Source organism: Nitrosospira multiformis (genome assembly GCF_900110185.1).
Taxonomy (GTDB): domain Bacteria; phylum Pseudomonadota; class Gammaproteobacteria; order Burkholderiales; family Nitrosomonadaceae; genus Nitrosospira; species Nitrosospira multiformis_A.
On the sequence record NZ_FOCT01000007.1, the window covers coordinates 125,151 to 148,981 of the forward strand.

Genomic DNA, 23,831 nt, shown 5'->3' on the forward strand with positions numbered 1-23,831 from the left:
CCGAACTATTGACTATCCCGAAAACCCCGGTACGGGTAAATCATTGGATTTTTATATGCAGGTGAATTTATGCGCTTTCTGATATATGCATTTGGTTTTTTTGCACTGGCGGGATGTGTGGCAACCACGGTAGCTCCTCCGGCTGCTGAGCCGCGCCCGGAGATCGAAGGAGGAATCGAAAGGAAGGTTGAAGAGGGAATCGAAAGACAGGTTGAAGGGAAGATCGAAGAGGAGACAAAAGAGGGAGTCGAAAATTTCATCGGCGAAATGGTCGAAAGACACGGCTTTGTCCAGGCTGAACTGGAGGACATTCTTGGGCAGGCACAGTATCAGGGGGGAATCATCAAAGCGATTTCACAGCCTGCTACCGCAAAGCCGTGGTATGCCTACCGGCCCGTCTTCGTCACGCCGAAGCGTATTGCCGCGGGTGTAGCCTTCTGGAACACAAATGCCCCGGAACTGGAACGTGCCCGTAGGGACTTCGGAATTCCCGAGGAGATCATCGCAGCTGTAATCGGTGTCGAAACTTTTTACGGGACGCAAAACGGCAAGCACCGTATACTCGACGCCCTGACTACGCTTGCATTCAACTATCCCCGCCGCGCGGCCTTCTTTCGCGGGGAGTTGGAGCAATATCTCCTGATGGGACGGGACCAGCAGGCTGACCTCCTGAATATCAGGGGTTCCTACGCAGGGGCAATCGGCATCCCGCAATTCATGCCCAGCAGTTACCGGCGGTACGCGGTGGATTTCAATAATGACGGCAAGATCGATTTATCCGGCAGCGCAGCGGATGCAATCGGGAGCGTCGCCAATTACCTGAAGAGCTATGGATGGGAAGCAGGCCAGCTGATAGTGGTCCCCGCAATGGTGAATGGCGAAGATTACAGGGAAGTTTTATATTCTGGATACCCCCCGCGCTACACCGTGGCGGAGATTGGACAATGGGGTGTGACCCCCCGCTGGCATGCTCCGGCTGGCCGGTTGGCGACACTACTTGAACTGGAAGCGAAGAATGGAAAGGAGCACTGGCTGGCTTTCAATAATTTTCATGTCATTACCCGCTACAATCGCAGCGTAAATTATGCGATGTCAGTGTTGCAACTGGCAGAAGAGATTCGGGCAGCGAGAGCCTCGAATTTATAGTAGTGAGAAGCTCTCGTGCGATTTCTTTTTTTATGTTTTGTAAAGCATTCTGCTTTTCCCAATACCCTTTGCCTGAAGACCGTACAGAAGAATAACTGAGCGAATATGCAAATTCATGCCATGGAACGGTCGAGGTGAGAGACTGAATTGATCGAACTATGAAAGCCTTCAATGATTAGCCAGGATAAAAGGCACCTCAGCTCCGCCCACCCCCTTACGGATGGGCATGCTGACGCAAGTCAGGCGCTCCGCGAGCGTCTGAAAGAAATCACCTGTCTCTACGAAATTCGCCGTGGCATGGGGCCGGAATTATCGGTAGAGAACGTTTGCCGCCAGATTTTTGAGCACCTGATACCCGCCATGCAATTTCCGGAAATTGCTACTGCCATGATCGAGCTCGACGGCAGGCGCTTCACTTCCGAGAATCACGACGAAGGTCCTACGCACGAGCTGCAATCGACGATTAACGTCAACACCAATCCTTGTGGCCAGTTACGGGTCTTCTATCCGGAAGATAAACCCTTCCTGGTACCGGAAGAACAGCGGCTCATCGACGCGGTCGCGACTGACCTGGGAAGGTGGTTTGAGCGCAAACAGATCGACGAGGCGTTGCGCGAGCGTCTGAAAGAAATCACTTGTCTCTACGAGATTCGCCATGGCATGGGGGTGGAATTATCGGTGGACAATGTCTGCCAGCAGATTTTTGAGCACCTGATACCCGCAATGCAATTCCCGGAAATTGCTACCGCCATGATCGAACTCGATGGCAGGCGCTTCACTTCCAAGAATCACGGCCAGGGTCTTACGCACGAGCTGAAATCGAAGATTAGCGCCAACAACCATTCCTGCGGCCAGTTGCGTGTCTTCTATCCCGAAGACAAACCCTTCCTGGTGCCGGAAGAACAGCGGCTCATCGACGCGGTTGCGACTGATCTGGGGAGGTGGTTTGAGCGCAAACATCTCGAGCAAACCCTGGTTTCCATAGCGGAAGAACACCAGCGTTCGATTGGCCAGGATTTACACGACAATCTTGGGCAACAGATTGCAGCGATTGGTTATCAGGCCAAGGCGCTGCAGAAAAAAATATCCTCATTGGGGAGTATGGATGCGGCAACGGTCGCTGCTTCCATCGCGACTCAAGCGCAGGTCGCTGTGATGCAATGCAAGCAGCTTGCGCAGGGGCTGCTCCCATTTGAACTGGAGACCAATGGCCTGGTGGCCGCACTGCGGGCATTTGCATCGAGAATCGCAGTCACTTATAAGATTACTTGTGATTTTATATGCAAAAATGAAGTTCTTATCAAGGATAAGGATCTTGCGCTTAATATTTACCGGATTGCCCAAGAGGCCACCAATAACGCAATACGCCACGGCAGCGCACAACATGTGACCATTTCGCTGGGTTCCCAGGAAGAAATGCTCCGTCTGTCAATACGCGATGATGGTAGCGGCTTTGCCGGCTTTAACACAAAACAGGGAGCGACCCCAGGAATGGGTATTAAAATCATGCAATATCGCGCCCGACAGCTTGGCGCGACACTGGAATTCGTGTCGCATCCCGAAGGAGGGGTGGAAGTGCGGCTCGAAATGCGAATGATGTAGGAGTTTTCCGGTATGCCAGCTTCGAAAGCACAGGTAATGCTGGTGGACGACCATGCCATGTTGCGGCACGGCATGGCGATGCTTATCAATCTCGAGCCAGATATGGAGGTATTTGCAGAGGCCGGCGACGGCGACGAAGCGCTCGCCACACTCAAAGCGGGACATCATGCCGATATCGTTTTAATGGATGTGTCTCTCAAGACTCTCTCCGGTTTTGAGGTCATAAAAAGCATACACATCCTGCTCCCCGCACTACCCGTACTCGTCGTCTCCATGCACGATGAAGGCGTATATGCGGAACGCGCTTTGCGGGCCGGGGCGCGCGGCTACGTGATGAAGCAGGAGCCGGGTGAGGTACTGGTAACCGCTATCCACGAGGTATTAAAGGGAAATATTTATTTGAGCAAGCCAATGCATGCCAAGCTGTTGAATCGGGTCGCAGGCGGAAATTTGGAGCCTGAGCCTTTGATTAGCAGCCTGACTCCCAGTGAGTTTGAGGTACTGCATTTGATTGGATCCGGACATAGCAGTCAGGAAATTGCCAAGTTGCTTAACCGCAGTATTAAAACTATCGAAACGCACCGCTTCAACATTCGTACCAAATTGAACTTGAAAGACGGCGCCGATTTGATACGTTATGCCACCCACTGGAGCGAAGCGCAATAGCATATCTCCTGGAGGATGTATGAGGACTGTACAAAAACCATCATCTTGACCGAGCAGGACGACTGGATCAGCAGATCCTTGTCACCCGTAATGATGTACCGTGCCTGAGCAGCTTTTAAGGTGGCCAGCACCAGCTGGTCGGCGGGATCGCGCAACGCCGGCATCAACGATGCTTTCGTTCTTCTGCACGTGAATCATGAAATTAATGAGTCCTGAGCCTAGCATTCAGGAAGAGCGAGACCGGTGGGTATTTCTATAGAGAAGGAGGGATAACTGCCTTTCGGAAACAGCCAAATGCTTAGAATGGCAGCCTAACGAACATCTCGCGAGCTTTGAACCAGATAGTTATACCGCAACTGCGGATAATCAGCGCCGGCGTTAGTCTGCCGTTTTATGTTGAGGTTTGGGCTTCATAGTTCTGACAACGGGGTAGGTTCCAGGTATTGCAGTTCCCTGTAAGATCTTACAGCTAGTTAGAACGTCGGATTCAAGGCTTAATATTCTAGAGATATAGCAGCAAGTTTTCAGGTTTAAGTGATCTGCTTGCCTTGTTACCAACCCTATTACCCTTGGAATTCAGGTTCCTTATAGAGACCACCAGGTTCACCAGGCGTAGCGAACAGGATACTTCTACGCTTGTTCGTACGACTTTAACCTCGTCCTGCCAAAAGGGTTTAGAGGCGGAGTTGATAAAAATAAAAAGGCGTGGAGCAGGTTAGGGATTAGGGGAGAGTGTGGTGGGAAACTGGCTTAGCACTCGTCCATCCGTTCCTTACAGCCTCCCCGACATCTTCCTATTCTGGATTTTGTCCGACACTTGTATGTGCCCCGGCTTTAACGACCTACGAGGAAATCCGTGTCATCACAATTATTTTTCAGAACCCAGGTACATGGAACGAATTTCTTTAAAACTTTCTGAGCTAAGAGAAGCCACGGAGCAAGTAGTCGCAAGCTCTATTACTCCACTTGCAGCAAAGGTAGACCATGAATGCCTTTGGCCTGAGCATTCGATGAGAGCGCTGGCTGCCGCAGGTCTTTTGGGGCTGCAGGTTCCTGAAGCCTTTGGTGGACATGGCGAGGGTTTGCTTGCATTAAGCATATTAACTGAAGCCATTGGTGGAGCCTGCCCGTCTTCTGCGCTTTGTTTTGGGATGCATTGCGTGGGTACGGCGGTCATTGCAGCTAAGGCAACAAACTACCAAACAGAACATTATCTTCGTCAAATTGCTCAAGGGAAGCACATCACCTCTCTCGCACTTTCAGAGAGCGGCACAGGAGCGAATTTTTATTTATCCGAGACAACATTAAAGTCCGACGGAGAATACTTTCTTGTTAACGGTACCAAACAGTTTGTAACGAATGGTGGGCATGCGGACTCATACGTAATTTCCACGGTAAGTATGCAACCTACAGCAGAAGGAGATTTTAGTTGCCTAATTGTTGACCGTGACACTCCTGGCATTGAGTGGCTGGAACCTTGGAATGGCTTTGGAATGCGCGGAAACTCCTCGCGAGGACTTCGCCTTAAAGATGCTAAGGTATTGAAAAGGAATCTCTTGGGAGAAGAAGGAGACCAGATTTGGTATGTATTCGAGGTCGTTGCACCATATTTTCTAATGGCGATGGCGGGCACGTATCTCGGCATTGCGCAGTCGGCTGTAAATGCAGCCGGAGAACATCTACGCTCACGGCGGCACACGTATAGCGGTGAGGCATTACGTCACATCGGTTCCCTGCAAACACTATATGCAAACATGTGGACCTCAGTTGAGAAGACAAGAGGTCTCTTATATGAGGCAGCGCAGCGAGGTGATCGGGGAGACCCTGAGGCGCTACCATTTATATTGGCGTGCAAAGCAGATGCAGCTAAAACGGCGGTCGACGTGACGAATGAAGCAATGACGATTTGTGGAGGAATAGCTTACAGGGAAAACAGCCAGGTCAGCCAGATGCTGCGCGATGCTCGGGCAGGTCACGTCATGGCCCCGACAACCGAAATGCTAAACAATTGGACTGGCAAGATACTGCTGGGTCTCCCTTTGCTTTAAAGGTCCCCCCTTTGAACTATCAGCTGGTGCTACTCATTAAATCTGATGGAAATCAGGATGACAAGTATTCCGGAGTCATCGAGCAGCATGTTCAGCTAGCGGAGCTCAGCGTTTCGTCGACTGCCATGAATAAAGCAGTCGAAGATATAAAGGAATCAACAGCCTCCGGGAGAGAACCCGCGGTCGTGCTGATCGGCCCAACGGTTCCCAATGCATTGGCTGTTGCCCGCCGCATTCGTTCTGTTTGGCCTATAGGGCAAATGCTTTTTGTGACAGACGGGCCATACTTGGAAAAATTGCAGCGAGAGTTGCGTCATGCGCCCATGATCGGACCCAACTGGTCGCTTATCCAAGTTGGCGATCCTCAATTGCCACAGAAGATACAAAAGGCGGCTCAAGCCAGCCGGCAGCGCATACGTCTCCGCACAACGCTCGATCGGGCAAACCTTACGCTATCCGCTCCCAAACCGGTTGACAGTATCCAATACCGGCGCATGGCTGTATCCGAGCATTATCTGGCAAACCTATTGGAGCAATCGCAAGATCCCACTATCTCGCTGGATAGCTGTAACACTGTTTTGTATTGGAATAGGGCCGCTGAACGGCTATTCCACCAAAGCGCTGACTCTGTTTACGGAATACACGCCGCCAAACTTCCCTTTTGGTCGTCGTCCCTAGATTCATGCCTGGAGAGAATTCATGCGGGAATCCGGACGCTAACGGCCGAGATAAAATGCCCTCTTCCATATGGCAACCTGGACTTAGAGATTTTAATGTCAGGCGTTTACGATAGTAATACGGGTAGCCTCGTCGGGACCTCCCTTGTCTTGCGGGACATATCCCTTCGTAACCGAATGCTGGAAGTCGAACGTACAAGACGCCATGAAGCGGAGCAGACGAGCAAAATGAAAGATGAATTTTTAGCCGTCTTGTCGCATGAATTGCGCACTCCTGTTACCGCTGTAATCGGACGAACTCAATTGCTAAAGTTTCATCATCATAACGACCCAGCCCTGCTTTCCTCATTAAACATAATTGAAAGAAACGCTCAACTACAGGCAAAGCTAATTGAAGATCTTCTTGATACTTCCTTAGTAGTGACAGGAAAACTCCACCTAAACTTGCAGCTGGTCTTGATAAGACAAGTGGTGGAGGCAGCGGTTGAGTCAATAAGGCCTGCGGTAGAAAACAAACAAATAACGCTCTCCGAGGTATTTCATCCTGTCGTCGGCTTTATGCATGGCGATCCCCATCGGTTGCAGCAGGTATTTATTAATCTGCTTACTAATGCCACTAAATTCACTCCTCAAGGTGGACACATTGAAATAACGTTAAGCCAAACCGGTTCCCACTTTGAGGTAGCCGTATCAGACAATGGAGTGGGTATTGACCCAGAATTCCTGCCATACGTGTTCGACAAATTCGGGCAAGAGGACGCTTCCATTACCCGTCGTTACGGAGGTCTTGGGCTTGGTCTTTCGATTACCAAGCACCTCGTCAAACTGCATGGGGGGGATATCCATGCTTCAAGCCCGGGGCGGGACAGGGGTGCTCGATTTACCGTTTCACTTCCCGTGCATTGCCGGAAGTTACCGGAAAAGGGAAATTCTCCAAACGAATCAGAAAAAAGGGAATTTTCTGCCATATTGACGGGCCGTCGTATTCTGGTTGTCGACGACATAGCAGACACACGTGACCTCGTGGCGGAGGTTCTCCAGGCTTATGGCGCCGAAGTAATTACAGTCGAATCGGGTGCTGCTGCATTGCAAGCTCTTGAGTCGTTCCATCCCGATGTACTTGTCAGTGATATTGGTATGCCAGACATGGATGGCTACAAATTAATAGAAAGGATTCGTGCGCGAGGCTGTACTAGCGAGGATTTGCCCGCCTTAGCTTTAACTGCCTTTGCTAGTCCAGCTGACAAAGATGCCGCGATTCAAGCTGGCTATCAGACACATCTCGCCAAGCCGCTTATCGTAACTGAGCTAACCGCGGCTATTGAACGTTTAATCGGGACATAAAATAAAGAGGCAAGGGTTGAAAGAGACATAACCTTTTGGGGATTTTTGGGGAGAACAGGGGGCCGCACGGGATGCGCGCGAGAGGGGATGCGCGCGAGAGCCGCAACTAATGCCCTAGATAACGGCGCGGACATCGCCAAGGTGCAGGAGTGGCTGGGGCATGCCAATATTGCCACGACTCGGATTTACGATCCCAAGACCCAGCCGGAGGATAGTCCGATGTTCAAGGTGAGTTACTGAAAACCGGGCTTATCCTATATCCTGGCTGCGGTTCACTCACATTGCCGGGCTTTGGCGGTCGGACGCAGCATGGTTTTCATCGAGTCTCGATGCCATTTGACGATGCAAGGCGGCTTCTTTCATGTCGGCTGCGACGGTCTGCTCGTGACGACGTATTAATGCTGCAGTATGCGATTGCAGATCCTGAGCTTGCCTGCCATAAAGATAGCTTTTATTCTTATACTGCTCCAGCAATTCCTTTTCTTCCTTCACTCTTGCCTGCATTTGCATAGCGGCATTTTCATAATATTTCGCTACGGCCTCATGATCGCTCGGGGTCGTGGCCTTCTGGACAGCCGCACGAATCTCAGGAGTGTCAATGGGCTCGACTGCCATCGTCAGGGAGCTTACCGAACCCAGTAGGGCTGCCATCGATAACACTGCGAAGATATTTCCTGATTTCGTTTTCATGATAGTAATGAACCCAACAGGATGAAAGTGACCTTATCCTATCTCAGTCAATACTATGCGTATATTGGGGAAACTCTGGTTTTATACTAAGGGAAACCCTTAGAGTGGCAAGACGGAAGGGTACTCCGGAGCAGCGCGAACGCTATTGTGGTCCCGATGGATTAGGGGGTTCAGGACAGGTAGCAATTCGAAATCTTCATCAACTGCAAGAACTTAAGAAATAGCCATGGATGAGATACGGGTCGAGCATTCATCCAATGTCAAAGCTCCCCCTCCCAATCCCTGTTTTGGCTTCTCTTCAGTTGCATTTATGGTTCTTAACTTCGAAGAGCATGGTAGGCAGATTGGCTGTAGTTGAAATGATCGTACCCAGTAATCATGCAGGCATTGACTGGACATCTTATGTCAGGGGGTCAGGACGCTTTCCGGACTTCCGCCATATAAAACTTGCATAAGGGTTTCCCTTAGTAAAAAACCAGGGTTTCCCCAATATCCTCAATAGCATAGACTGAGTTAGGATGAAGCTGCTTTCATTCTATTTGGGTTCATTACTATCATGAAAACGAAATCAGGAACAGCTGTTGCGATCTTGTCCGCGATTGCTCTATTGGCTTCCTGCGCGCAAATGAGTCCTCTCGAAGCGCAGAATGATGATATTCACAAGGCCGTAAAGAATGCGAGAACCTATACCGACCACGATAATCTGGCGAAGCAATATCGAAATGCCGCAAAAGAAATGCTGATAAAGGCAGAGGATCAAAAGAAACTACTTCAGCATTACGAAGAAAAAAGCTATCTTTATGGTAGACAGGCGCAAGATAAGCAATCGTATACTTCGGCTTTATTGCATAAATACGAGCGGGCCGCGGAGGAAACTTTAAAGCAGGCTGCCTTTCATCAGAGAATGGCATCGGAACTTGCCCATGGCGATTATTCCACCTCAGCGGAAACACCGCCTGAGCGAAACTACGAGAATAATGCTGGGATCGGATCAGACTCCAATGACCAGATCTGAAGTTCCAGCAACGCCTTGAAGTGGCGTGGATACGCATCCGTTTTTCAACGCAGCGGATAGGATATGGCAGCTAACCGGGGATGGGGGATTGCTTGAATGAGGATTGCTTGCATCGGGCGCCGGTGTTCCAGGATGTAATGGCCCATAGCAGCGTTCCATCCCCCAGCAACATTGGCCTTCCCGCCGCCAAACTCTTGGCGGCTTTTGCCTTGCGCGCCCGCCAGAAATAATATTGGGATCGAGGGCCCATATCAGGTCAAAATGCCTCGACCAGGAAAGGTGTTACCGCTGTCCGCCGGTAGGGAACAGGACTTTGGTTATGGTCATGGTACAGAGTGGCTAAAGGCCACCACATGCTCAGCTTCCAGCCTGATTCCTATTTTTTCCCCTATCGCATGATTATGATGACTTGGAACGAGCGACAGGGCGGTACTGCCGCCGGGCAGTTGCAGCGTATACAGGATGTCGGCGCCCCGGAATGCTTTTTGCATGACCTTGGCTTGTACGGGACTGGCATCATCATGCACGATATCATCCGGGCGGATCAGCACATCCACCACGTTTCCCTCCTGGCATAGCTGGCAGTCCGGCGCGCATTGATGCGGTATGTCCCCGGCCAGCGTGCCCAATTCGATTTCCACCTGTTGTCGGTCGAGCATTTTTCCGGGAAGGAAGACGCCTTCTCCAATGAAATTGGCAACGAATCGATTGGCGGGTTTGTGGTAGAGATTGTAGGCCGTATCCCACTGCTGGATTTCACCGTGGTGCATCACGCCAATCTCGTCCGCAATGGCAAACGCTTCATCCTGATCGTGCGTTACCAGAATAGCCGTGGCATTCTGGCTTTTGAGGATGTCGCGGACTTCCAGGCTTAGGCGACCGCGCAGACTGACGTCCAGATTCGAGAAGGGTTCGTCCAGCAGTAGCAATTCGGGACGGGGCGCCAAAGCGCGCGCCAGCGCTACCCGCTGCTGCTGCCCTCCCGAGAGCTGGTGGGGGTATTTTTTTGCGGAATCAGCAAGGCCTACTGTTTGAAGCATCTCGGCGACGCGTGCAGAACGTTCGCCTTTTTGCATGCTGTGCAGGCCAAAGCCGATATTGTCCGTGACGGACAGATGGGGAAATAGCGCATAGTCCTGAAATACCATTCCGATATGACGTCTTTCAGGCGGAATCATGACGCTACTGCTGCTGATCACGGCGCCATTGAGCAGGATTTCCCCCGCAGAAACAGGCTCAAAACCGGCAATGCATCTCAGCACCGTAGTCTTGCCGCAACCGCTCGGGCCCAGCAGGCATCCGATGGCCCCTTTCCCGAGGGTGAAGGACAGGTCGTTCACCACTCTTTGCTGCCCATAGGCATGGCGGATATAGCTTAGCTCAAGCAGGGTTTCCATGACGCGATCCGACCTATTTTTTACAAACTATTTTTCGCTTTGCCGCATGAAAAATATCAGTGGTAGCAGACCTGCCAGCACCAGCGCCACCGCAGGCAAGGCGGCCTGCTCCCATTCGCCTTCGGATGTCATCTCGAAAATTCTTACCGCCAGGGTATCCCATCCAAAAGGCCGGGTCATCAGCGTGATCGGCATTTCTTTCATGACATCCACGAACACCAGGGTTGCGGCGGTAAATATTCCACTCCTCAGCATCGGCAAATGGATGCGGCGCAACATTGACCATCCACTCAAGCCGAGACCCATGGCAGCCTCATCGATGCTGCTGGTGATACGCCGCATGGCGCTGTCTATAGGGCTGTAGCTTACCGCGAGAAAGCGGGTCATATAGGCGATCAGCATGGTGGCAAGCGTGCCCTGAATAAGCAGTCCGGTTTCCATATGAAATAACTGCATGGCCATTTCGCTCAACTGGTTGTCGAGCCAGGCTATCGGGATGAAAATTCCCACTGCCAGAACAGTCCCGGGCAAGGCATAGCCAAGGGTGGAAATGCGCACTGCTGCACGTGTGGTGCGGTTGGGATGGCGGCGCACGGCATAGACCATAAGCAGGGCGACCGAGCAGGTGAGCAGGACTGCAAAACCGGACAACAGGAGTGAATGCCAGAGGAATTCCAGATATCTCTGGTCGAAATCACGTGCAAAAACGTGCGTTGTCCATACAGCGAGTTGCGCGACCGGCAGCAGGAATGCAAGAAACAGCGTGGCCGAGGCAAAACCTGTGACTCCCCACTTTTGCCAGCCAGAAAGCGTGATGAGGTGAGCCCTCGCACTCTGCCGAATTTCCGCGTAGCGCATCTGGGAGCGGAACTGTTGCTCAAGGATGATCATGGCAAAGACGATCACAATAAGCAGTGACGCGAGTTGAGAGGCTGCGGGGAGGGAAAACATGGCAAACCAGGCTTTATAAATGGCGGTAGTGAAGGTATCGTAATTGAAGACCGCTACCGTGCCGAAGTCCGCCAGGGTTTCCATCAAAGCCAGCATGGCGCCGCCGGCGATCCACGGCCGCGCCATGGGAAGCGCTACTTTGAAAAAACCTTGTGTACGGCCGAGTCCCAGCGATTGCGCTGCTTCCAGAGAGCGTTTACCCTGGGTGAGGAAGGCATTGCGCGCCAGCAGATAGACATAGGGATAAAATGCCAAAATCATGACGATGATGACACCCGTCCTGCTGCGAACATTTGGAAACCAGAAGAGGTCAGGACCGAACCACTCGCGCAGCGCGGTCTGAACAGGACCGATATAGTCGAAGAGGCCCAGTGCGACGAATGCGGTCACGTACGCGGGCATGGCAAATGGCAGCAACAGCGCCCACGAAAAGAATCGCCTTCCGGGAAATTCGCATACGGCGGTAAACCACGCCAGGCTCACGCCCAACACCGTTACGCCAACAAGTACGCCCAGGGCAAGCCAGAATGTATTGACCAACAGGTCAGGCAGGGTGGTTTCTGCCAAGTGCTGCCAGACTTCGCCAGTGGGGGTAAAAAGCGAAGAAACGACTGTGCCGACAGGTATCAGCACCAGCGCGGCGACCAGAAGGGGTATCAGGCGCCAGCCATGGGAAGCGTGACGGTTCGAGGTGGGAAAGCTGAAAAACCCCTTTCTTGTGCCTTGACTATCCGTCGTCTCCGTTCCCGTCCCTGTCCCGCTAAGCGCTTCTACCTCCACCCGACCATCACCCGGTTATATCTTACTTGTAGCCGGCACGATCCATCAGTTTTACCGCTTCCGCTTGCAGTTCTCCAGCTTTGTTCACATTTATCGTATTCTGTTTGAAACTGCCCCACGCGGCTACGGCAGGATCGGTTTTGACTTTGGAGTTCACGGGATACTCCATGTTTACGTCGGCAAACAGATTCTGCGCTTTTTCCGAGGATAGAAATTCGATCAGCTTGATCGCCGCTTGAGGGTGATGCGCATATTTTGTCACGCCTGCACCCGAAATATTTACATGGACGCCGCTGTTGTCCTGGTTCGGCCAGAAAATCGCAAGCGGTAGTTTGGGGTTCTTTTTCATCAGACGCCCGTAATAATAAGTATTGACAATAGTGACGTCACATTTCCCTGCAGCAACGTATTCCATAGCCTTGGTATCATCCGAAAGAGGATCGGTTGCAAGATTGGCAACCCAGCCCTTCACGATCTGCTCGGTTTTCGGTTCTCCATGCTCGGCAATCATCATTGCCACCAGCGACTGGTTGTATACTTTCTTGGAAGTGCGTACGCACAGGCGGTTCTTCCACTTGGGATCTGCCAGCGCTTCATAGGTTGAAAGGTCGGAGGGTTTTACCTTGTTGGTGTTGTAAACGAGGGTACGGGCGCGTATCGATAAGCCGAACCATCGGTTCAAAGGATCCTGGAGATGAGCGGGAACATTCGTTTCGAGTATTTCTGACTCCACCGGACGCAGCAGTCCCTCCCGCGCCGCCTCCCACAGGTTGCCGGCATCGGTGGTGAGCAGTACGTCAGCCGGAGTGTTTTTGCCTTCTGCCTTGAGGCGCGCGAGCAAGGGACCTTCCTTATCGGTGACGAATTTGACAGCAATGCCGCTATCCTTGGTAAAAGCATCGAACATGGGCTTGATGAGTTGCTCTATGCGTGCCGAATAGACGACGACTTCCTCCGCCCCGGATGCATCTGCGGTAAATAGCGTGACACCGCATATCATTGCGGTAAGATAACGATTGAGGCGCGCACTGGACATTTGATTTACTCCGGATATAAAGGCAGAAAGGCTAATATTATAAATGATAATAATTATCAGCAAAGCGGCACGTTAATATATCATGGATGAGCCAGAACAAGTTCTTCCGTATCAGCGCTTGCAGCAGCTCCTTGCGATACCAGAGAGGCAGCGTACCGAAGCTCAATGGGATGAGATCAACGAACTCGAAATCGCGCTTACCCCGGTAAACCGGGCCACCACGCCGGATCGGAATGTCCGCCGTAAAGGTGCCATACCTCCAGAACAACCCCGGTCCCGGGATGCTGTGCCAGGGCCAGGGCGAAGGCCCCTGAAGAAAATTCGCAAGCGGCCCTCCAAAGCAGGCGGATCATGAGCGGTATCTCCCATTGGGAATGGAGATTCGCTACCGGTGCGATGGAAGCGTCCTGGCCTTTAACAGTTCCCTAATTCTGAACAGGAGAAATATGCAACTTACTACAACACCGGGCATCGATGGGAAGCGTATTACGCGATATTGCGGGGTGGTGGCGGGCGAAGCAGTTCTGGGCGCCAATATATTCAAGGACCTCTTTGCGGGAATCCGCGATCTGGTGGGTGGACGCTCCGGAACCTACGAGAAAGAGTTGCAGCGCGCGCGGGACATCGCGCTCGAAGAACTGCAGCAGCGTGCGCGCGACCTTGGAGCGAATGCAGTAGTGGGCATCGATATCGACTACGAGGTACTGGGAAAAGAAAATGGCATGCTCATGGTTTCCGCAAGCGGCACGGCTGTAATCGTCGAATAACCGGAGCGCGGGAGCTTATTGCGCAGCCAGATCAGTAATCAATCCGGCAGGAATCCTCTACCACGGCACCAGCTTGCCGTCGTACTCAATGAAGCTGCCGGAATCCTTAAGGGTGAGGCGATCGATCACCTGCCGCATGCCGGATACGCTTTGAACAGGCGAGATCAAGGCATTGGGTCCTCCCATGTCCGTTTTCACCCATCCCGGATGCAGTACCACCGCAATTACTCCCGCCTGTTTCAGGTCAATCGAAAGCGATTTGACCACCATGTTCACCGCCGCCTTGCTGGACCGGTACATATAGCTTCCCCCGCCATCATTGTCCTCGATACTGCCCATTTTACTGCTGATGGTCACAATCTTTTTTTGACTGCTTCGGGCGATCTGTGATGCAAATGTCTGCGCCATCTTGAGTGTCGCCATGGTATTGATCAGAAACGTACGCATCCAGGCTTCGTAATCCTCGCTCCTGAATATTCCCGAACGATGCGCCTCTGCATAGATACCGGCATTGTTGAGAAGCAGATCGATGGATTCGCCGGAAAGAGACCGCCCCAGTTCGTCGATTTGCCGGTGATCGGCAACATCAAGCGTATGTATCTTCATCCGCTCCGGATGCTGGCTTGCCAACGTTTGAAGTTCTCCTGCTTTCTCGGGATGGCGCGCGCAGGCAAGAACATGCCAGCCTTCCGCTGCGTATTGACGTGCGAATTCAAGTCCAATTCCACGGTTTGCGCCTGTGATGAGTACAGTTTTCATAATCTTCTCCTCATGGGGATATAAGGATCAGGTATTCGGGAGAAACGAGCTCGTGGCGTGACAGGTACTATAAAGAAGTATCGGAGGATGAATTTTACTGCATGCTAACCAGTATTGCGGTTCCAGGCAGGAAACCGGAGATCTGTCCCGGTAACAAAACCAGGAATTGTCCTGGCGAGCCATGTGCCTGGCTCATTATGTATAGAAAGCCCAAGGAATGGCAACCCTAAAAGGAAGAAACATATGGCCGACAGGATCGCGTTGGTAACCGGTGCTTCCAGTGGCATCGGCAGAGCAACAGCAGAACTTCTTGCCCAGAACGGATATTATGTATTCGCTCTCGCCCGCCGCATGCACAGGCTGGAACAGATACGCTCCAGCCATATCGAGCCCATTTGCCTGGATGTGACCGATGATGCAGCTGTCCGCCAAGCGGTAGCCCACATCATATCGACCCACGGGCGAATCGATGTGCTAGTGAATAACGCCGCGATCTGTCAACCGGGCGCCGTCGAATGTGTTCCGCTCGAAACCGCGCATTGGCAGCTCGAGGTCAATCTTTTTGGCTATGCGAGATTCATGCAAGCAGTGCTTCCGCATATGCGGGAGCAGCGATCGGGGTGTATCGTCAATATCGTCTCCGCGCTGAGCAGGATTTCAGTTCCTGGTTTCGGTTGGTATTCGGCCTCGAAGTATGCCATCGAAGCGTTGACTGACGCAGTGCGAGGGGAAGTGATGGAGTTCGGCATCAATGTCGTGCTGATTGCCCCCGGATTGATAAAGACCGAGTTTGTGCCAAACCAGTTGAGGGCAATGGAGAGAATCCCGCACCCCGCAGCCTATAAAAGACTTCTTGCGGGTGTATACAATCTGGTGGTGGGAGAACCCGAAGCCCCAGGTCCGGAAATCATTGCACAGGCCGTATTGAGCGCAGTGAAAGTATCACGACCTCCCGTCCGTCATGCACTGCCTCTCGATTCCAAAATGTCGGTTATGGCAAGATGGCTACTTGGGGGGCGCATCTTCGCTTGGACGGTTCGGCTCCGGATGAAATTTTCCCGGGGAATGAGCTATCAATCGAAATGACTACCCATCTACGAGCCAGGGTTCTGTCATCGTTCTGTCATCGATTCGGGACGCGTGCCCAGCCGATTTTCATGAACATTCACTCTCTGCTTTTGCAACAAAGGAGGGGCGAATGAAGGAGATGCCAAAATGACATGCGATTATAAGAAAGGGTTTGCAGATCAAACAAAAGAAATCACTGTTTCTTCGCTAGAGGTAGAGGGCGTTATTCCCGACTGGCTATCCGGCACGCTCGTGCGTAACGGTCCTGCCCGTTTCCGTTTGGAAGGCAAGACACTTAACCACTGGTTCGATGGCCTGGCAATGCTGCATAAGTTCGATATTGCCAATGGCCACGTCAGCTACGCGAATAGGTTCCTCGACACTCCCGCTCTTCGAGCGGCTAAAGACGGAAAAATGAAATATGGAGAATTTGCCACTGATCCCTGTCGCTCTTTGTTCAAGCGTATTACTCAAGTCTTTACAGGGTCAACATCCGGCGCCAATGCTAATGTGTCTATCGGAAAGATTGCCAAAGAATTTGTAGCTCAAACAGAGACTCCGCTACCCGTTGCTTTCGAGGTAGATACCCTCAAGACTATGGGTATTGTCAGTTACAGCGACGGGCTGAAGGGGAATTTGACAACCGCTCATCCGCATCAGGATCAAGGTGATCAATTTAACTACCTGCTCAGCTTTGGTCGCAAATCCACATACAACGTCTACAGGTTGTCTGATGGCAGCAAAAAGCGCCAACTGATAGGCAGCTACAGCACAGACAGACCATCGTATATGCATAGTTTTGGACTCAGCCAGCAATATTTGATTTTGATGGAATTTCCGTTGGTGGTGAATCCAATAAGCATGTTGGTAAGAGGTAAGCCATTTATAGCAAACTACACATGGAAACCTGAGCGCGGCACGCGCTTCTCGCTTGTTGATCGCCAGACGGGGGAAGGCAGATATGCGCACACTGACGAAGCTTGGTTCGGCTTTCACCACGTCAATGCATTTGATAATAACGACCATAGCAAAATAGACCTCGACATTATTGTGTATCCCGATGCGGATGTAGTGGAGTACTTCTACCTGAACTCATTACTCAACAAACGGAATCAGGAGGCATACCCTAAAAACGAATTAAGGCGATTTACTATCAACGTGTCCGCCGGCACCGTAGTTCCCGAAGGTTGGTTGACCATTCAGCCGAACTGCCGCGCATAAATTATGAGCAATGCAACAGCAAAACATACCGATATATTTACGCGAATGGTATTGCAAGACAGGGGGAATCGGCTTTTCTTGATACTGTCGTTAAATTTGATCTGACAGGCGACGTCAAGGAGTGGCGGCAGGATGGTCAATATCCTAGCGAGCCCGTATTTGTGGCAGGGCCAGACACTCAATCCGAGGACGGCGGCATATTGCTGACGGTGGTCCTGGATTCTACTGCGAACAATTCATATCTGCTGCTGCTCAATGCGCGAGATTTGTCGGAAATTGCTCGTGCAAATGTTCCCCAGCACGTACCATTTGGTTTCCACGGAGCGTATATTCGTTCGTAATCACGATCACAACTCCCGTTCCTGATCCCGTCCTGGCTTCTCTTGAACTTCATTTCAGGCGAAGCCTATCTTGCGCCTCAATCTTTTTTTTCGATCCTGGGAGTCTCCATTGATGCAGCGAAGAGATCCCATGCGGACATGAACAATGCTGCGATAACCGGTCCGATCACAAAGCCATTGAGGCCGAACAGGACCAGTCCCCCGAGTGTCGAGATGAGCACTATGTAATCCGGCATCTTCGTATCTCGTCCCACCAGGACGGGGCGTAAGAGGTTGTCCACCAATCCGATTACGAACACGCCGAACGCGATGAGCACGGTACCCTGCCAGACAGCGCCAGTAAAGAGGAAGTAGATGGCCACCGGGATCCAGATGAGGCCGGCGCCGACTGCCGGTATCAGGGAAAGAAACGCCATCACGAAGCCCCACAGCAAGGCTCCTTGGATGCCGAGAAAATAAAATATGAGACCCCCCAGGGCGCCCTGAATGGCGGCAACGGCGACGTTGCCCTTGACGGTGGCGCGAATGACCGTAGTGAATTTGCTGGACAAGTGCCGTTTGTGTTCCATGGTAAGGGGCATGGCCTGCTTGATCTTGGCCGCCAGGCTGTCCCCATCGCGCAGCAGAAAAAAGAGCAGATACAGCATGATGGCAAAGCTCACCAGAAATTCAAAAGCGTTCTGGCCGAGGCTGAGAGCGTGCGTAGCAATGAACTGACTGCCGCGCAGGACGCCGCTTGACAGCATATCCTGCAACTCGGTGATATTGGTGAGTCCTGAACGATCGAGCAGGTTGACCAGCCACGGGGGCGCGGCGCTCGCGATCTGCTGGAAATACATGCCGAAATTCAATTCCCCCGAACGAATCTTCTGATAAACGACGATTCCTTCCTGCAGCAGTGAGATTGTCATCAGGGTGACCGGAAGAATCACGATGACCAGAACGAGCAACAATGTGGTGAACGCGGCGAGGTTGCGCCGCTGTCCCACGGCAGCCAGCAACTTGCGATGAAACGGTGTAAATATGATGGCAAGAACTGCCGCCCAGAATACCGTGCCATAAAAAGGCAGCAGTATCCAGATGAATGCCACGGAGACGGCACTCAACATCAGTAAAAAGGCCTTTTGCCGCAACTCGGGGGAGTTCATGTGCAAATACGTTTAATAACCGGTTACGATGACATTATGGAGCCATCCTACCTTAACTCAGCCTCAAGTTGATAGAGGGATACGAAAAAGAAAATAAAAAGTAAACTCAGGCGGCGAACTGATAGAGTCGATTGCCAGGTCTGGGAGTACGAAGCCTGAGATACGGGGCGCAAGAGGAAATATTCTTTTGCTGGGGCTGCCACCCCGGACTTGCACCCGGCCTGTCAGGAGAAGGGATAGCAGTAGGCTTTGAGTGCAGGATATTCGTTGTACGTTCTAAGGAACCGCTGAACAAATCCGTCGCAGGCGCGACGGAGGATTTGAGCAGTTCCCTAAGTCAAGCAGTCTTCTCAGGCATTCTTGAAGAGCGCATCCAGTCCTGCCTGGGCAATCTGCGCATCCTGGTGGGAGCGCACACCGCTTACTCCCACGGCGCCGATGAACTGCCCTTCCGCCACGATCGGCAGCCCCCCCTCAATGGGTAGAGTGCCCGGCAGACCAAGATAACGGATGCTTCCGGCAGCCACCTGTTCTTCCCAGATTTTGGTGGGACGGCGGAATGCAATGGCTGCCCGCGCCTTTTGTATTGCAACTTCGATACTGCCAAATTGTGTCTCATCGAGGCGCAGCAAGTGGATAAGATGAGCGCCGTCATCGACGATCGCAATCACCACCGGCCAGTTGTTGCGCGTGGCTTCTGCTTCCGCAGCGGCCGCAATAACCTTGGCATCGTCGAGCGTGAGCACGTTTTTTTTATTCATAAAGCAAGCCCTCCGGGTATATGTGAGATCTGAGGTCCCAAAACAAAACACGCCGGAAGGTCCGGCGTGTTTTGGAGAACGCAAAAAATTACAACAACGGCACAATCAGGAGCGCCACGATATTCATGATCTTGATGAGCGGGTTCACGGCCGGACCCGCAGTGTCCTTGTAGGGATCACCCACTGTATCGCCTGTAACGGCTGCCTTATGCGCTTCAGAACCTTTTCCACCGAAGTTGCCGTCTTCAATGTATTTCTTGGCATTATCCCACGCCCCACCGCCAGCGGTCATCGAAATTGCCACGAAAATGCCCGTAATGATCGCGCCGATCAGTACGCCGCCAAGGGCAACCGGACCCAGCATGAGGCCGACGATCAGAGGCACCGCCACAGGGAGCAGCGAGGGAATGATCATTTCCTTGATCGCCGCCCTCGTTACCATATCCACCGCTCGGGAATAGTCCGGTTTGCCAGTTCCTTCCATGATTCCGGGGATTTCCTTGAACTGGCGCCGGACTTCCACCACTACTGAGCCGGCAGCACGGCCCACGGCTTCCATTGCCATCGCGCCAAACAGGTAGGGAACCATCCCGCCCAGAAACAAACCGATGATGACCATATGATCGGACAAATCAAAGTTCACAGATTTACCGCCGCTCGCGAGTGCATGGGTGTAGTCGGCGAACAAAACCAGCGCAGCCAGGCCAGCAGAGCCGATTGCGTAACCCTTGGTCACAGCCTTGGTGGTATTGCCAACGGCATCCAGAGGATCGGTGATATCACGTACTTCCGACGGCAAGCCGGACATTTCGGCGATTCCACCGGCATTGTCCGTAATGGGACCGTAGGCATCGAGGGCAACGATAATTCCGGCCATCGAAAGCATCGAGGTGGCGGCGATGGCAATGCCATACAGACCTGCCAGTTCGTATGTGATCCAGATAGAAAGACATACGACAATAACCGGCCAAGCAGTCGCTTTCATCGAAACACCCAGACCCGCAATGACATTGGTGCCGTGACCGGTGCTAGATGCTTCTGCGATATGGCGTACCGGTTTGAATTCCGTTGAGGTGTAGTATTCAGTGATCCATACCATGGCGGCCGTGAGCGCCAGACCAACCAGTACAGAGAGGTAAAGATTGGTTGAGGAAACCAGCTTCCCCTCGATCATTACGCCATCGCCCAGCATTATGGCGGTGATGGGATAGTAAGCAATTGCGGCAAGTCCCCCGGCGACCGCCAGACCACGGTATAGCGCATTCATGATCTTGCCACCCTCACGTGCCTTGACAAAGTAACAGCCAATGATGGAAGCAATAATCGAGACGCCGCCCAATACCAGCGGATAGAGCACCGCGTTCGGCCCGGCGTCGGTGATGAGCAGTCCACCCAGCAGCATGGTCGCGATAATGGTAACGGCGTAGGTTTCAAACAGGTCCGCAGCCATTCCGGCACAATCGCCCACGTTGTCACCCACGTTGTCGGCGATCACCGCAGGATTGCGCGGATCGTCCTCAGGGATACCCGCTTCCACCTTGCCAACCAGGTCGGCACCAACGTCAGCGCCCTTCGTGAAAATTCCGCCGCCGAGACGGGCGAAAATGGAGATCAGCGAGCTTCCGAAGGCGACGCCCACCAAAGCATGAGTTGCTTGCGATTCACTTGCGCCCATACTGACCAGAAGGGCAAAGTAGCCAGCTACGCCCAGCAAACCCAGGCCAACCACCAGCATACCGGTAATGGCCCCCCCCTTGAAGGCAACATCCAGCGCTGCGTTGAGACCGTGCCGCGCTGCTTCCGCCGTACGTACATTCGCACGCACGGATACGTTCATGCCGATATACCCGGTCAGCCCCGACAAAAATGCGCCCAAAGCAAACCCAACGGCAGTCTGCCAGCCCAAAGCAAGAAAGATTGCCATCAGCAGAATAACACCCACTATGCTGATGGTGGTGTATTGGCGGTTCAGATAAGCCGAGGCACCCTGTTGAATCGCCGTGGCAATTTCCCGCATGCGTTCGTTGCCTGCTGGCAACGCTACAATCCACCTTATCGAAACCACTCCATAGAGGAGTGCCGCCATCGCGCAACCAATTGCGATGATTAAACCAGTACTCATTTAAATCTCCAGTAAAAATGGGCTACAAGGAAACACGTACAAAAATCCAGTCTTATCGTTTGCATAGGCATTGCGATCGATTATTTGCCGCTGAATACGAGCGCCTGCGAACAATATGTATGCGATTCCAGTTACGCCAGGTTAAAGCGGCTCAAAGCGTGAAGCCGCCCAGTTTTTTCGCGACCGCCACGTTTTTCAGCCGTACGTAATCCGGCAGGCCATCCCTGTAGGGTGGATAGTCTTCACCCTCGATGAGCGGTGCCAGATACTCCCGACATTGGTCGGTGATGCCAAAACCATCTTCAGTGATAAAGTTCTCTGGCATCATTTTTTCGACATTGGCGACTTGCGACAACTGCGCCATGCCTACTTTCCACTGGTAGGGTCTGGCGGAAATGCGTTCTATGGTAGGCATCACCGAGTTGTGTCCCTGAACGGCGAATTCCACCGCGGCCTGGCCCATGGCGTATGCTTGCTCAACGTCGGTTTTGGACGCGATGTGACGCGCCGCACGTTGCAGATAGTCCGCTACACCCCAGTGATATTTGAGCCCGAGTCCTTCCTTCACCATGTTTGCCACCACCGGCGCTACTCCTCCCAATTGCGCGTGCCCGAACGCGTCACGCACCCCCTGATCGGAAAGAAATTTGCCGTCATCTCCTTTTACGCCCTCCGATACCACTACCGAGCAGTAGCCGAATTTCTTGACACAACTATCCACTTTGGCGAGGAATTTCTGTTTGTCGAAGCTGATTTCGGGGAAGAGAATGACAACGGGAATTTCACGCTCCGGGCTGGACGCCAAGCCTCCAGCGGCTGCTATCCAGCCGGCGTGCCGTCCCATTACTTCCAGTACGAACACCTTCGTGGACGTTGCTGACATGCTTGCCACATCGAAGCTGGCCTCGAGCGTGGATACGGCGATGTACTTCGCCACGGAGCCGAAGCCGGGACAGCAGTCCGTGATGGGAAGGTCGTTATCCACCGTTTTTGGCACATGAATGGCCTGAATGGGATAGCCAAGTGTGCCGGACAGTTGCGATACCTTGAGACATGTGTCCGCTGAATCGCCACCGCCGTTGTAGAAGAAATAGCCGATGTCATGAGCCTTGAATACTTCGATCAGGCGTTCATATTCCCGCCGGTTCTGTTCAAGGCTTTTCAGTTTGTAGCGGCAGGACCCGAATGCTCCGGAGGGTGTGTACCGCAAGGCGCTGATTGCGGCATCGGATTCCTGGCCGGTATCGATCAGATCCTCCGTAAGCGCGCCGATGATCCCGTTGCGCCCCGCATAAATCCTGCCTATCTTTCCGCTTTGCTTGCGGGCGGTTTCAATTACACCGGCTGCGGAAGCATTGATGACGGCCGTAACGCCGCCGGATTGAGCATAAAAAGCATTTTTTGCTGCCATATTTCTCCCCCGATTATTTAAATCTTCCAACATCTACCGTCAGCGTACGCACGCTTTCTCCCGTGGCGCAACAGTGCTGGCGCCATCATGCAAACGGCAACGAGGATTACTGCCGCTGCGTATTGCTCTCTTAGCGAATTAAAACGGCGGTGATACCAGGCTTGAGTTCCACCAGGAGTTTTGACTGAAGCTACCTCAGCGACGCAAAAATGGCGTCGCGAATTGTTTCCACTGATCCGGCTCCCGTGATTTTCACATACCTGGGAGCATCTTTTTCGCCACTAGCTGACCATCTGGCGTAGTATTCTACCAATGGTTCGGTCTGGGCGTGATAGATTTCGAGCCGTTTCCGGATCGTTTCCTCTTTATCATCATCACGCTGTATCAGCGGCTCGCCGGTTACATCATCCTTCTCATCGACCCGGGGCGGACTGAATATCAGATGGTAAATACGTCCCGAGGCGGGATGTACCCGTCGCCCGGAGAGGCGCCTGACAATCTCTTCGTCGGATACATCAATTTCAATGACGAATTGGACAGGCACTTTGGCAGCCTTCATTGCATCCGCCTGCGGGATGGTGCGGGGAAAGCCATCAAACAGAAAACCCTTGCTGCAATCCGGCTGTGCAATGCGCGCTTTCACCAGACCGATGATAACGTCATCCGGAACAAGACCGCCCTCGTCCATGATCTTTTTGGCCATGAGACCCAGTTCGGTGCCTTCCTTGACAGCCGCGCGCAGCATGTCTCCTGTCGATATCTGCGGAATGCCGAAATGCTCCTTGATGAAGTTGGCTTGAGTTCCCTTTCCCGCGCCGGGACCACCCAATAAGACGATTATGATTATTCCTCCTTTTTCCTTTTTATAAAGCCCGCTGGCG

General features: G+C 52.5%; 22 protein-coding genes and 1 pseudogene. 11 read left to right on the forward strand and 12 right to left on the reverse strand.

Annotated features, from left to right (window positions below):
- Positions 1-69 precede the first annotated feature (69 nt).
- The 3 genes from mltB (at position 70) to BMY01_RS09720 (ending at position 3,414) form a co-directional block, all read left to right on the forward strand.
- The gene (gene mltB, locus BMY01_RS09710; RefSeq protein ID WP_074746662.1) at positions 70-1,146 is read left to right on the forward strand and encodes a lytic murein transglycosylase B; all 1,077 of its coding nucleotides are present in this window, start codon (positions 70-72) and stop codon (positions 1,144-1,146) included.
- A gap of 171 nt (positions 1,147-1,317) precedes the next feature.
- Complete coding sequence (locus tag BMY01_RS09715; protein WP_074746664.1) at positions 1,318-2,748, forward strand: ATP-binding protein; 1,431 nt, start codon at positions 1,318-1,320, stop codon at positions 2,746-2,748.
- Between the two features lie 12 nt (positions 2,749-2,760).
- The gene (locus BMY01_RS09720; RefSeq protein WP_074746666.1) at positions 2,761-3,414 is read left to right on the forward strand and encodes a response regulator transcription factor; all 654 of its coding nucleotides are present in this window, start codon (positions 2,761-2,763) and stop codon (positions 3,412-3,414) included.
- Here the strand turns inward: BMY01_RS09720 and BMY01_RS18945 are convergent.
- Positions 3,384-3,578 (reverse strand): hypothetical protein, encoded by a 195-nt coding sequence (locus BMY01_RS18945; protein ID WP_439331399.1) that lies wholly within the window; start codon positions 3,576-3,578, stop codon positions 3,384-3,386. The genes BMY01_RS09720 and BMY01_RS18945 overlap by 31 nt on opposite strands.
- 726 nt (positions 3,579-4,304) lie before the next feature.
- Here BMY01_RS18945 and BMY01_RS09730 point away from each other — a divergent pair.
- The 3 genes from BMY01_RS09730 (at position 4,305) to BMY01_RS09740 (ending at position 7,723) form a co-directional block, all read left to right on the forward strand.
- The gene (locus tag BMY01_RS09730) at positions 4,305-5,462 is read left to right on the forward strand and encodes an acyl-CoA dehydrogenase family protein (protein WP_074746668.1); all 1,158 of its coding nucleotides are present in this window, start codon (positions 4,305-4,307) and stop codon (positions 5,460-5,462) included.
- Positions 5,463-5,473: 11 nt separating this feature from the next.
- Entirely contained in the window at positions 5,474-7,483 is a 2,010-nt protein-coding gene (locus BMY01_RS09735; protein WP_139176846.1) for a hybrid sensor histidine kinase/response regulator, read from the forward strand.
- 87 nt (positions 7,484-7,570) lie between these two features.
- Positions 7,571-7,723: a tyrosine-type recombinase/integrase gene (locus BMY01_RS09740; RefSeq protein WP_074746672.1), complete on the forward strand. Its 153-nt coding sequence runs from the start codon at positions 7,571-7,573 to the stop codon at positions 7,721-7,723.
- Positions 7,724-7,759: 36 nt separating this feature from the next.
- Here BMY01_RS09740 and BMY01_RS09745 read toward each other — a convergent pair whose 3' ends face one another.
- Positions 7,760-8,173, reverse strand: a complete 414-nt coding sequence (locus BMY01_RS09745) for a hypothetical protein (protein ID WP_074746674.1) — start codon at positions 8,171-8,173, stop codon at positions 7,760-7,762.
- 556 nt (positions 8,174-8,729) lie between these two features.
- Here BMY01_RS09745 and BMY01_RS09750 point away from each other — a divergent pair.
- The gene (locus BMY01_RS09750; protein ID WP_074746676.1) at positions 8,730-9,188 is read left to right on the forward strand and encodes a hypothetical protein; all 459 of its coding nucleotides are present in this window, start codon (positions 8,730-8,732) and stop codon (positions 9,186-9,188) included.
- Between the two features lie 70 nt (positions 9,189-9,258).
- Here BMY01_RS09750 and BMY01_RS17400 read toward each other — a convergent pair whose 3' ends face one another.
- The 4 genes from BMY01_RS17400 to BMY01_RS09765 all read right to left on the reverse strand — a co-directional run bounded on the left by BMY01_RS17400 (position 9,259) and on the right by BMY01_RS09765 (position 13,352).
- Positions 9,259-9,438 (reverse strand): hypothetical protein, encoded by a 180-nt coding sequence (locus tag BMY01_RS17400; protein WP_139176848.1) that lies wholly within the window; start codon positions 9,436-9,438, stop codon positions 9,259-9,261.
- 73 nt (positions 9,439-9,511) lie between these two features.
- Positions 9,512-10,585 carry an ABC transporter ATP-binding protein gene (locus tag BMY01_RS09755; protein WP_074746678.1) on the reverse strand — a complete coding sequence of 358 codons (1,074 nt, stop codon included), beginning with the start codon at positions 10,583-10,585 and terminating at the stop codon, positions 9,512-9,514.
- A 27-nt stretch (positions 10,586-10,612) separates the two neighbouring features.
- Entirely contained in the window at positions 10,613-12,316 is a 1,704-nt protein-coding gene (locus BMY01_RS09760; protein ID WP_081353869.1) for an ABC transporter permease, read from the reverse strand.
- A 22-nt stretch (positions 12,317-12,338) separates the two neighbouring features.
- Positions 12,339-13,352, reverse strand: a complete 1,014-nt coding sequence (locus tag BMY01_RS09765; RefSeq protein ID WP_217638645.1) for a Fe(3+) ABC transporter substrate-binding protein — start codon at positions 13,350-13,352, stop codon at positions 12,339-12,341.
- A gap of 82 nt (positions 13,353-13,434) precedes the next feature.
- Here BMY01_RS09765 and BMY01_RS09770 point away from each other — a divergent pair, with 82 nt between their 5' ends.
- Positions 13,435-13,707 carry a hypothetical protein gene (locus BMY01_RS09770; RefSeq protein WP_074746680.1) on the forward strand — a complete coding sequence of 91 codons (273 nt, stop codon included), beginning with the start codon at positions 13,435-13,437 and terminating at the stop codon, positions 13,705-13,707.
- Positions 13,708-13,798: 91 nt separating this feature from the next.
- Positions 13,799-14,119, forward strand: coding sequence for a heavy metal-binding domain-containing protein (locus BMY01_RS09775; RefSeq protein WP_074746682.1), 321 nt, complete (start codon positions 13,799-13,801; stop codon positions 14,117-14,119).
- 57 nt (positions 14,120-14,176) lie between these two features.
- Here BMY01_RS09775 and BMY01_RS09780 read toward each other — a convergent pair whose 3' ends face one another.
- Positions 14,177-14,878, reverse strand: coding sequence for an SDR family oxidoreductase (locus BMY01_RS09780; RefSeq protein WP_074746684.1), 702 nt, complete (start codon positions 14,876-14,878; stop codon positions 14,177-14,179).
- Positions 14,879-15,121: 243 nt separating this feature from the next.
- Between BMY01_RS09780 and BMY01_RS09785 the strand changes: the two genes are divergently transcribed.
- Together BMY01_RS09785 and BMY01_RS09790 are read left to right on the forward strand one after the other, a co-directional pair.
- Entirely contained in the window at positions 15,122-15,964 is an 843-nt protein-coding gene (locus tag BMY01_RS09785; protein ID WP_074746686.1) for an SDR family NAD(P)-dependent oxidoreductase, read from the forward strand.
- A 129-nt stretch (positions 15,965-16,093) separates the two neighbouring features.
- A pseudogene (locus BMY01_RS09790) lies at positions 16,094-17,508 on the forward strand (carotenoid oxygenase family protein).
- Positions 17,509-17,585: 77 nt separating this feature from the next.
- On the opposite strand, the gene BMY01_RS09795 reads toward BMY01_RS09790, so the two are convergent.
- The 5 genes from BMY01_RS09795 to adk all read right to left on the reverse strand — a co-directional run bounded on the left by BMY01_RS09795 (position 17,586) and on the right by adk (position 23,794).
- The gene (locus BMY01_RS09795; protein ID WP_074746688.1) at positions 17,586-18,656 is read right to left on the reverse strand and encodes an AI-2E family transporter; all 1,071 of its coding nucleotides are present in this window, start codon (positions 18,654-18,656) and stop codon (positions 17,586-17,588) included.
- A gap of 350 nt (positions 18,657-19,006) precedes the next feature.
- The gene (locus tag BMY01_RS09800) at positions 19,007-19,417 is read right to left on the reverse strand and encodes a GlcG/HbpS family heme-binding protein (RefSeq protein ID WP_074746690.1); all 411 of its coding nucleotides are present in this window, start codon (positions 19,415-19,417) and stop codon (positions 19,007-19,009) included.
- Between the two features lie 88 nt (positions 19,418-19,505).
- A complete protein-coding gene (locus BMY01_RS09805; protein ID WP_074746692.1) occupies positions 19,506-21,539 on the reverse strand; it encodes a sodium-translocating pyrophosphatase in 2,034 nt (677 codons plus the stop codon).
- Positions 21,540-21,690: 151 nt separating this feature from the next.
- Positions 21,691-22,950, reverse strand: a complete 1,260-nt coding sequence (locus BMY01_RS09810) for a 6-phosphofructokinase (RefSeq protein WP_074746694.1) — start codon at positions 22,948-22,950, stop codon at positions 21,691-21,693.
- 190 nt (positions 22,951-23,140) lie between these two features.
- Positions 23,141-23,794, reverse strand: a complete 654-nt coding sequence (adk, locus tag BMY01_RS09815; RefSeq protein ID WP_074746810.1) for an adenylate kinase — start codon at positions 23,792-23,794, stop codon at positions 23,141-23,143.
- Positions 23,795-23,831: the final 37 nt, after the last annotated feature.

Excerpts from the sequence above, each read along its gene's own strand:
- BMY01_RS09770 (WP_074746680.1), top strand. The coding sequence starts at position 13,435 with ATGGATGAGCCAGAACAAGTTCTTCCGTATCAGCGCTTGCAGCAGCTC.
- BMY01_RS09740 (WP_074746672.1), top strand. The coding sequence starts at position 7,571 with ATGCGCGCGAGAGCCGCAACTAATGCCCTAGATAACGGCGCGGACATC.
- BMY01_RS09805 (WP_074746692.1), bottom strand. The coding sequence starts at position 21,539 with ATGAGTACTGGTTTAATCATCGCAATTGGTTGCGCGATGGCGGCACTC.
- BMY01_RS18945 (WP_439331399.1), bottom strand. The coding sequence starts at position 3,578 with ATGCCGGCGTTGCGCGATCCCGCCGACCAGCTGGTGCTGGCCACCTTA.
- BMY01_RS17400 (WP_139176848.1), bottom strand. The coding sequence starts at position 9,438 with ATGGGCCCTCGATCCCAATATTATTTCTGGCGGGCGCGCAAGGCAAAA.
- BMY01_RS09755 (WP_074746678.1), bottom strand. The coding sequence starts at position 10,585 with ATGGAAACCCTGCTTGAGCTAAGCTATATCCGCCATGCCTATGGGCAG.
- BMY01_RS09775 (WP_074746682.1), top strand. The coding sequence starts at position 13,799 with ATGCAACTTACTACAACACCGGGCATCGATGGGAAGCGTATTACGCGA.
- BMY01_RS09785 (WP_074746686.1), top strand. The coding sequence starts at position 15,122 with ATGGCCGACAGGATCGCGTTGGTAACCGGTGCTTCCAGTGGCATCGGC.
- BMY01_RS09800 (WP_074746690.1), bottom strand. The coding sequence starts at position 19,417 with ATGAATAAAAAAAACGTGCTCACGCTCGACGATGCCAAGGTTATTGCG.
- BMY01_RS09745 (WP_074746674.1), bottom strand. The coding sequence starts at position 8,173 with ATGAAAACGAAATCAGGAAATATCTTCGCAGTGTTATCGATGGCAGCC.
- BMY01_RS09730 (WP_074746668.1), top strand. The coding sequence starts at position 4,305 with ATGGAACGAATTTCTTTAAAACTTTCTGAGCTAAGAGAAGCCACGGAG.
- BMY01_RS09780 (WP_074746684.1), bottom strand. The coding sequence starts at position 14,878 with ATGAAAACTGTACTCATCACAGGCGCAAACCGTGGAATTGGACTTGAA.
- BMY01_RS09750 (WP_074746676.1), top strand. The coding sequence starts at position 8,730 with ATGAAAACGAAATCAGGAACAGCTGTTGCGATCTTGTCCGCGATTGCT.
- BMY01_RS09795 (WP_074746688.1), bottom strand. The coding sequence starts at position 18,656 with ATGAACTCCCCCGAGTTGCGGCAAAAGGCCTTTTTACTGATGTTGAGT.
- BMY01_RS09765 (WP_217638645.1), bottom strand. The coding sequence starts at position 13,352 with ATGTCCAGTGCGCGCCTCAATCGTTATCTTACCGCAATGATATGCGGT.
- mltB (WP_074746662.1), top strand. The coding sequence starts at position 70 with ATGCGCTTTCTGATATATGCATTTGGTTTTTTTGCACTGGCGGGATGT.
- BMY01_RS09810 (WP_074746694.1), bottom strand. The coding sequence starts at position 22,950 with ATGGCAGCAAAAAATGCTTTTTATGCTCAATCCGGCGGCGTTACGGCC.
- BMY01_RS09715 (WP_074746664.1), top strand. The coding sequence starts at position 1,318 with ATGATTAGCCAGGATAAAAGGCACCTCAGCTCCGCCCACCCCCTTACG.
- BMY01_RS09720 (WP_074746666.1), top strand. The coding sequence starts at position 2,761 with ATGCCAGCTTCGAAAGCACAGGTAATGCTGGTGGACGACCATGCCATG.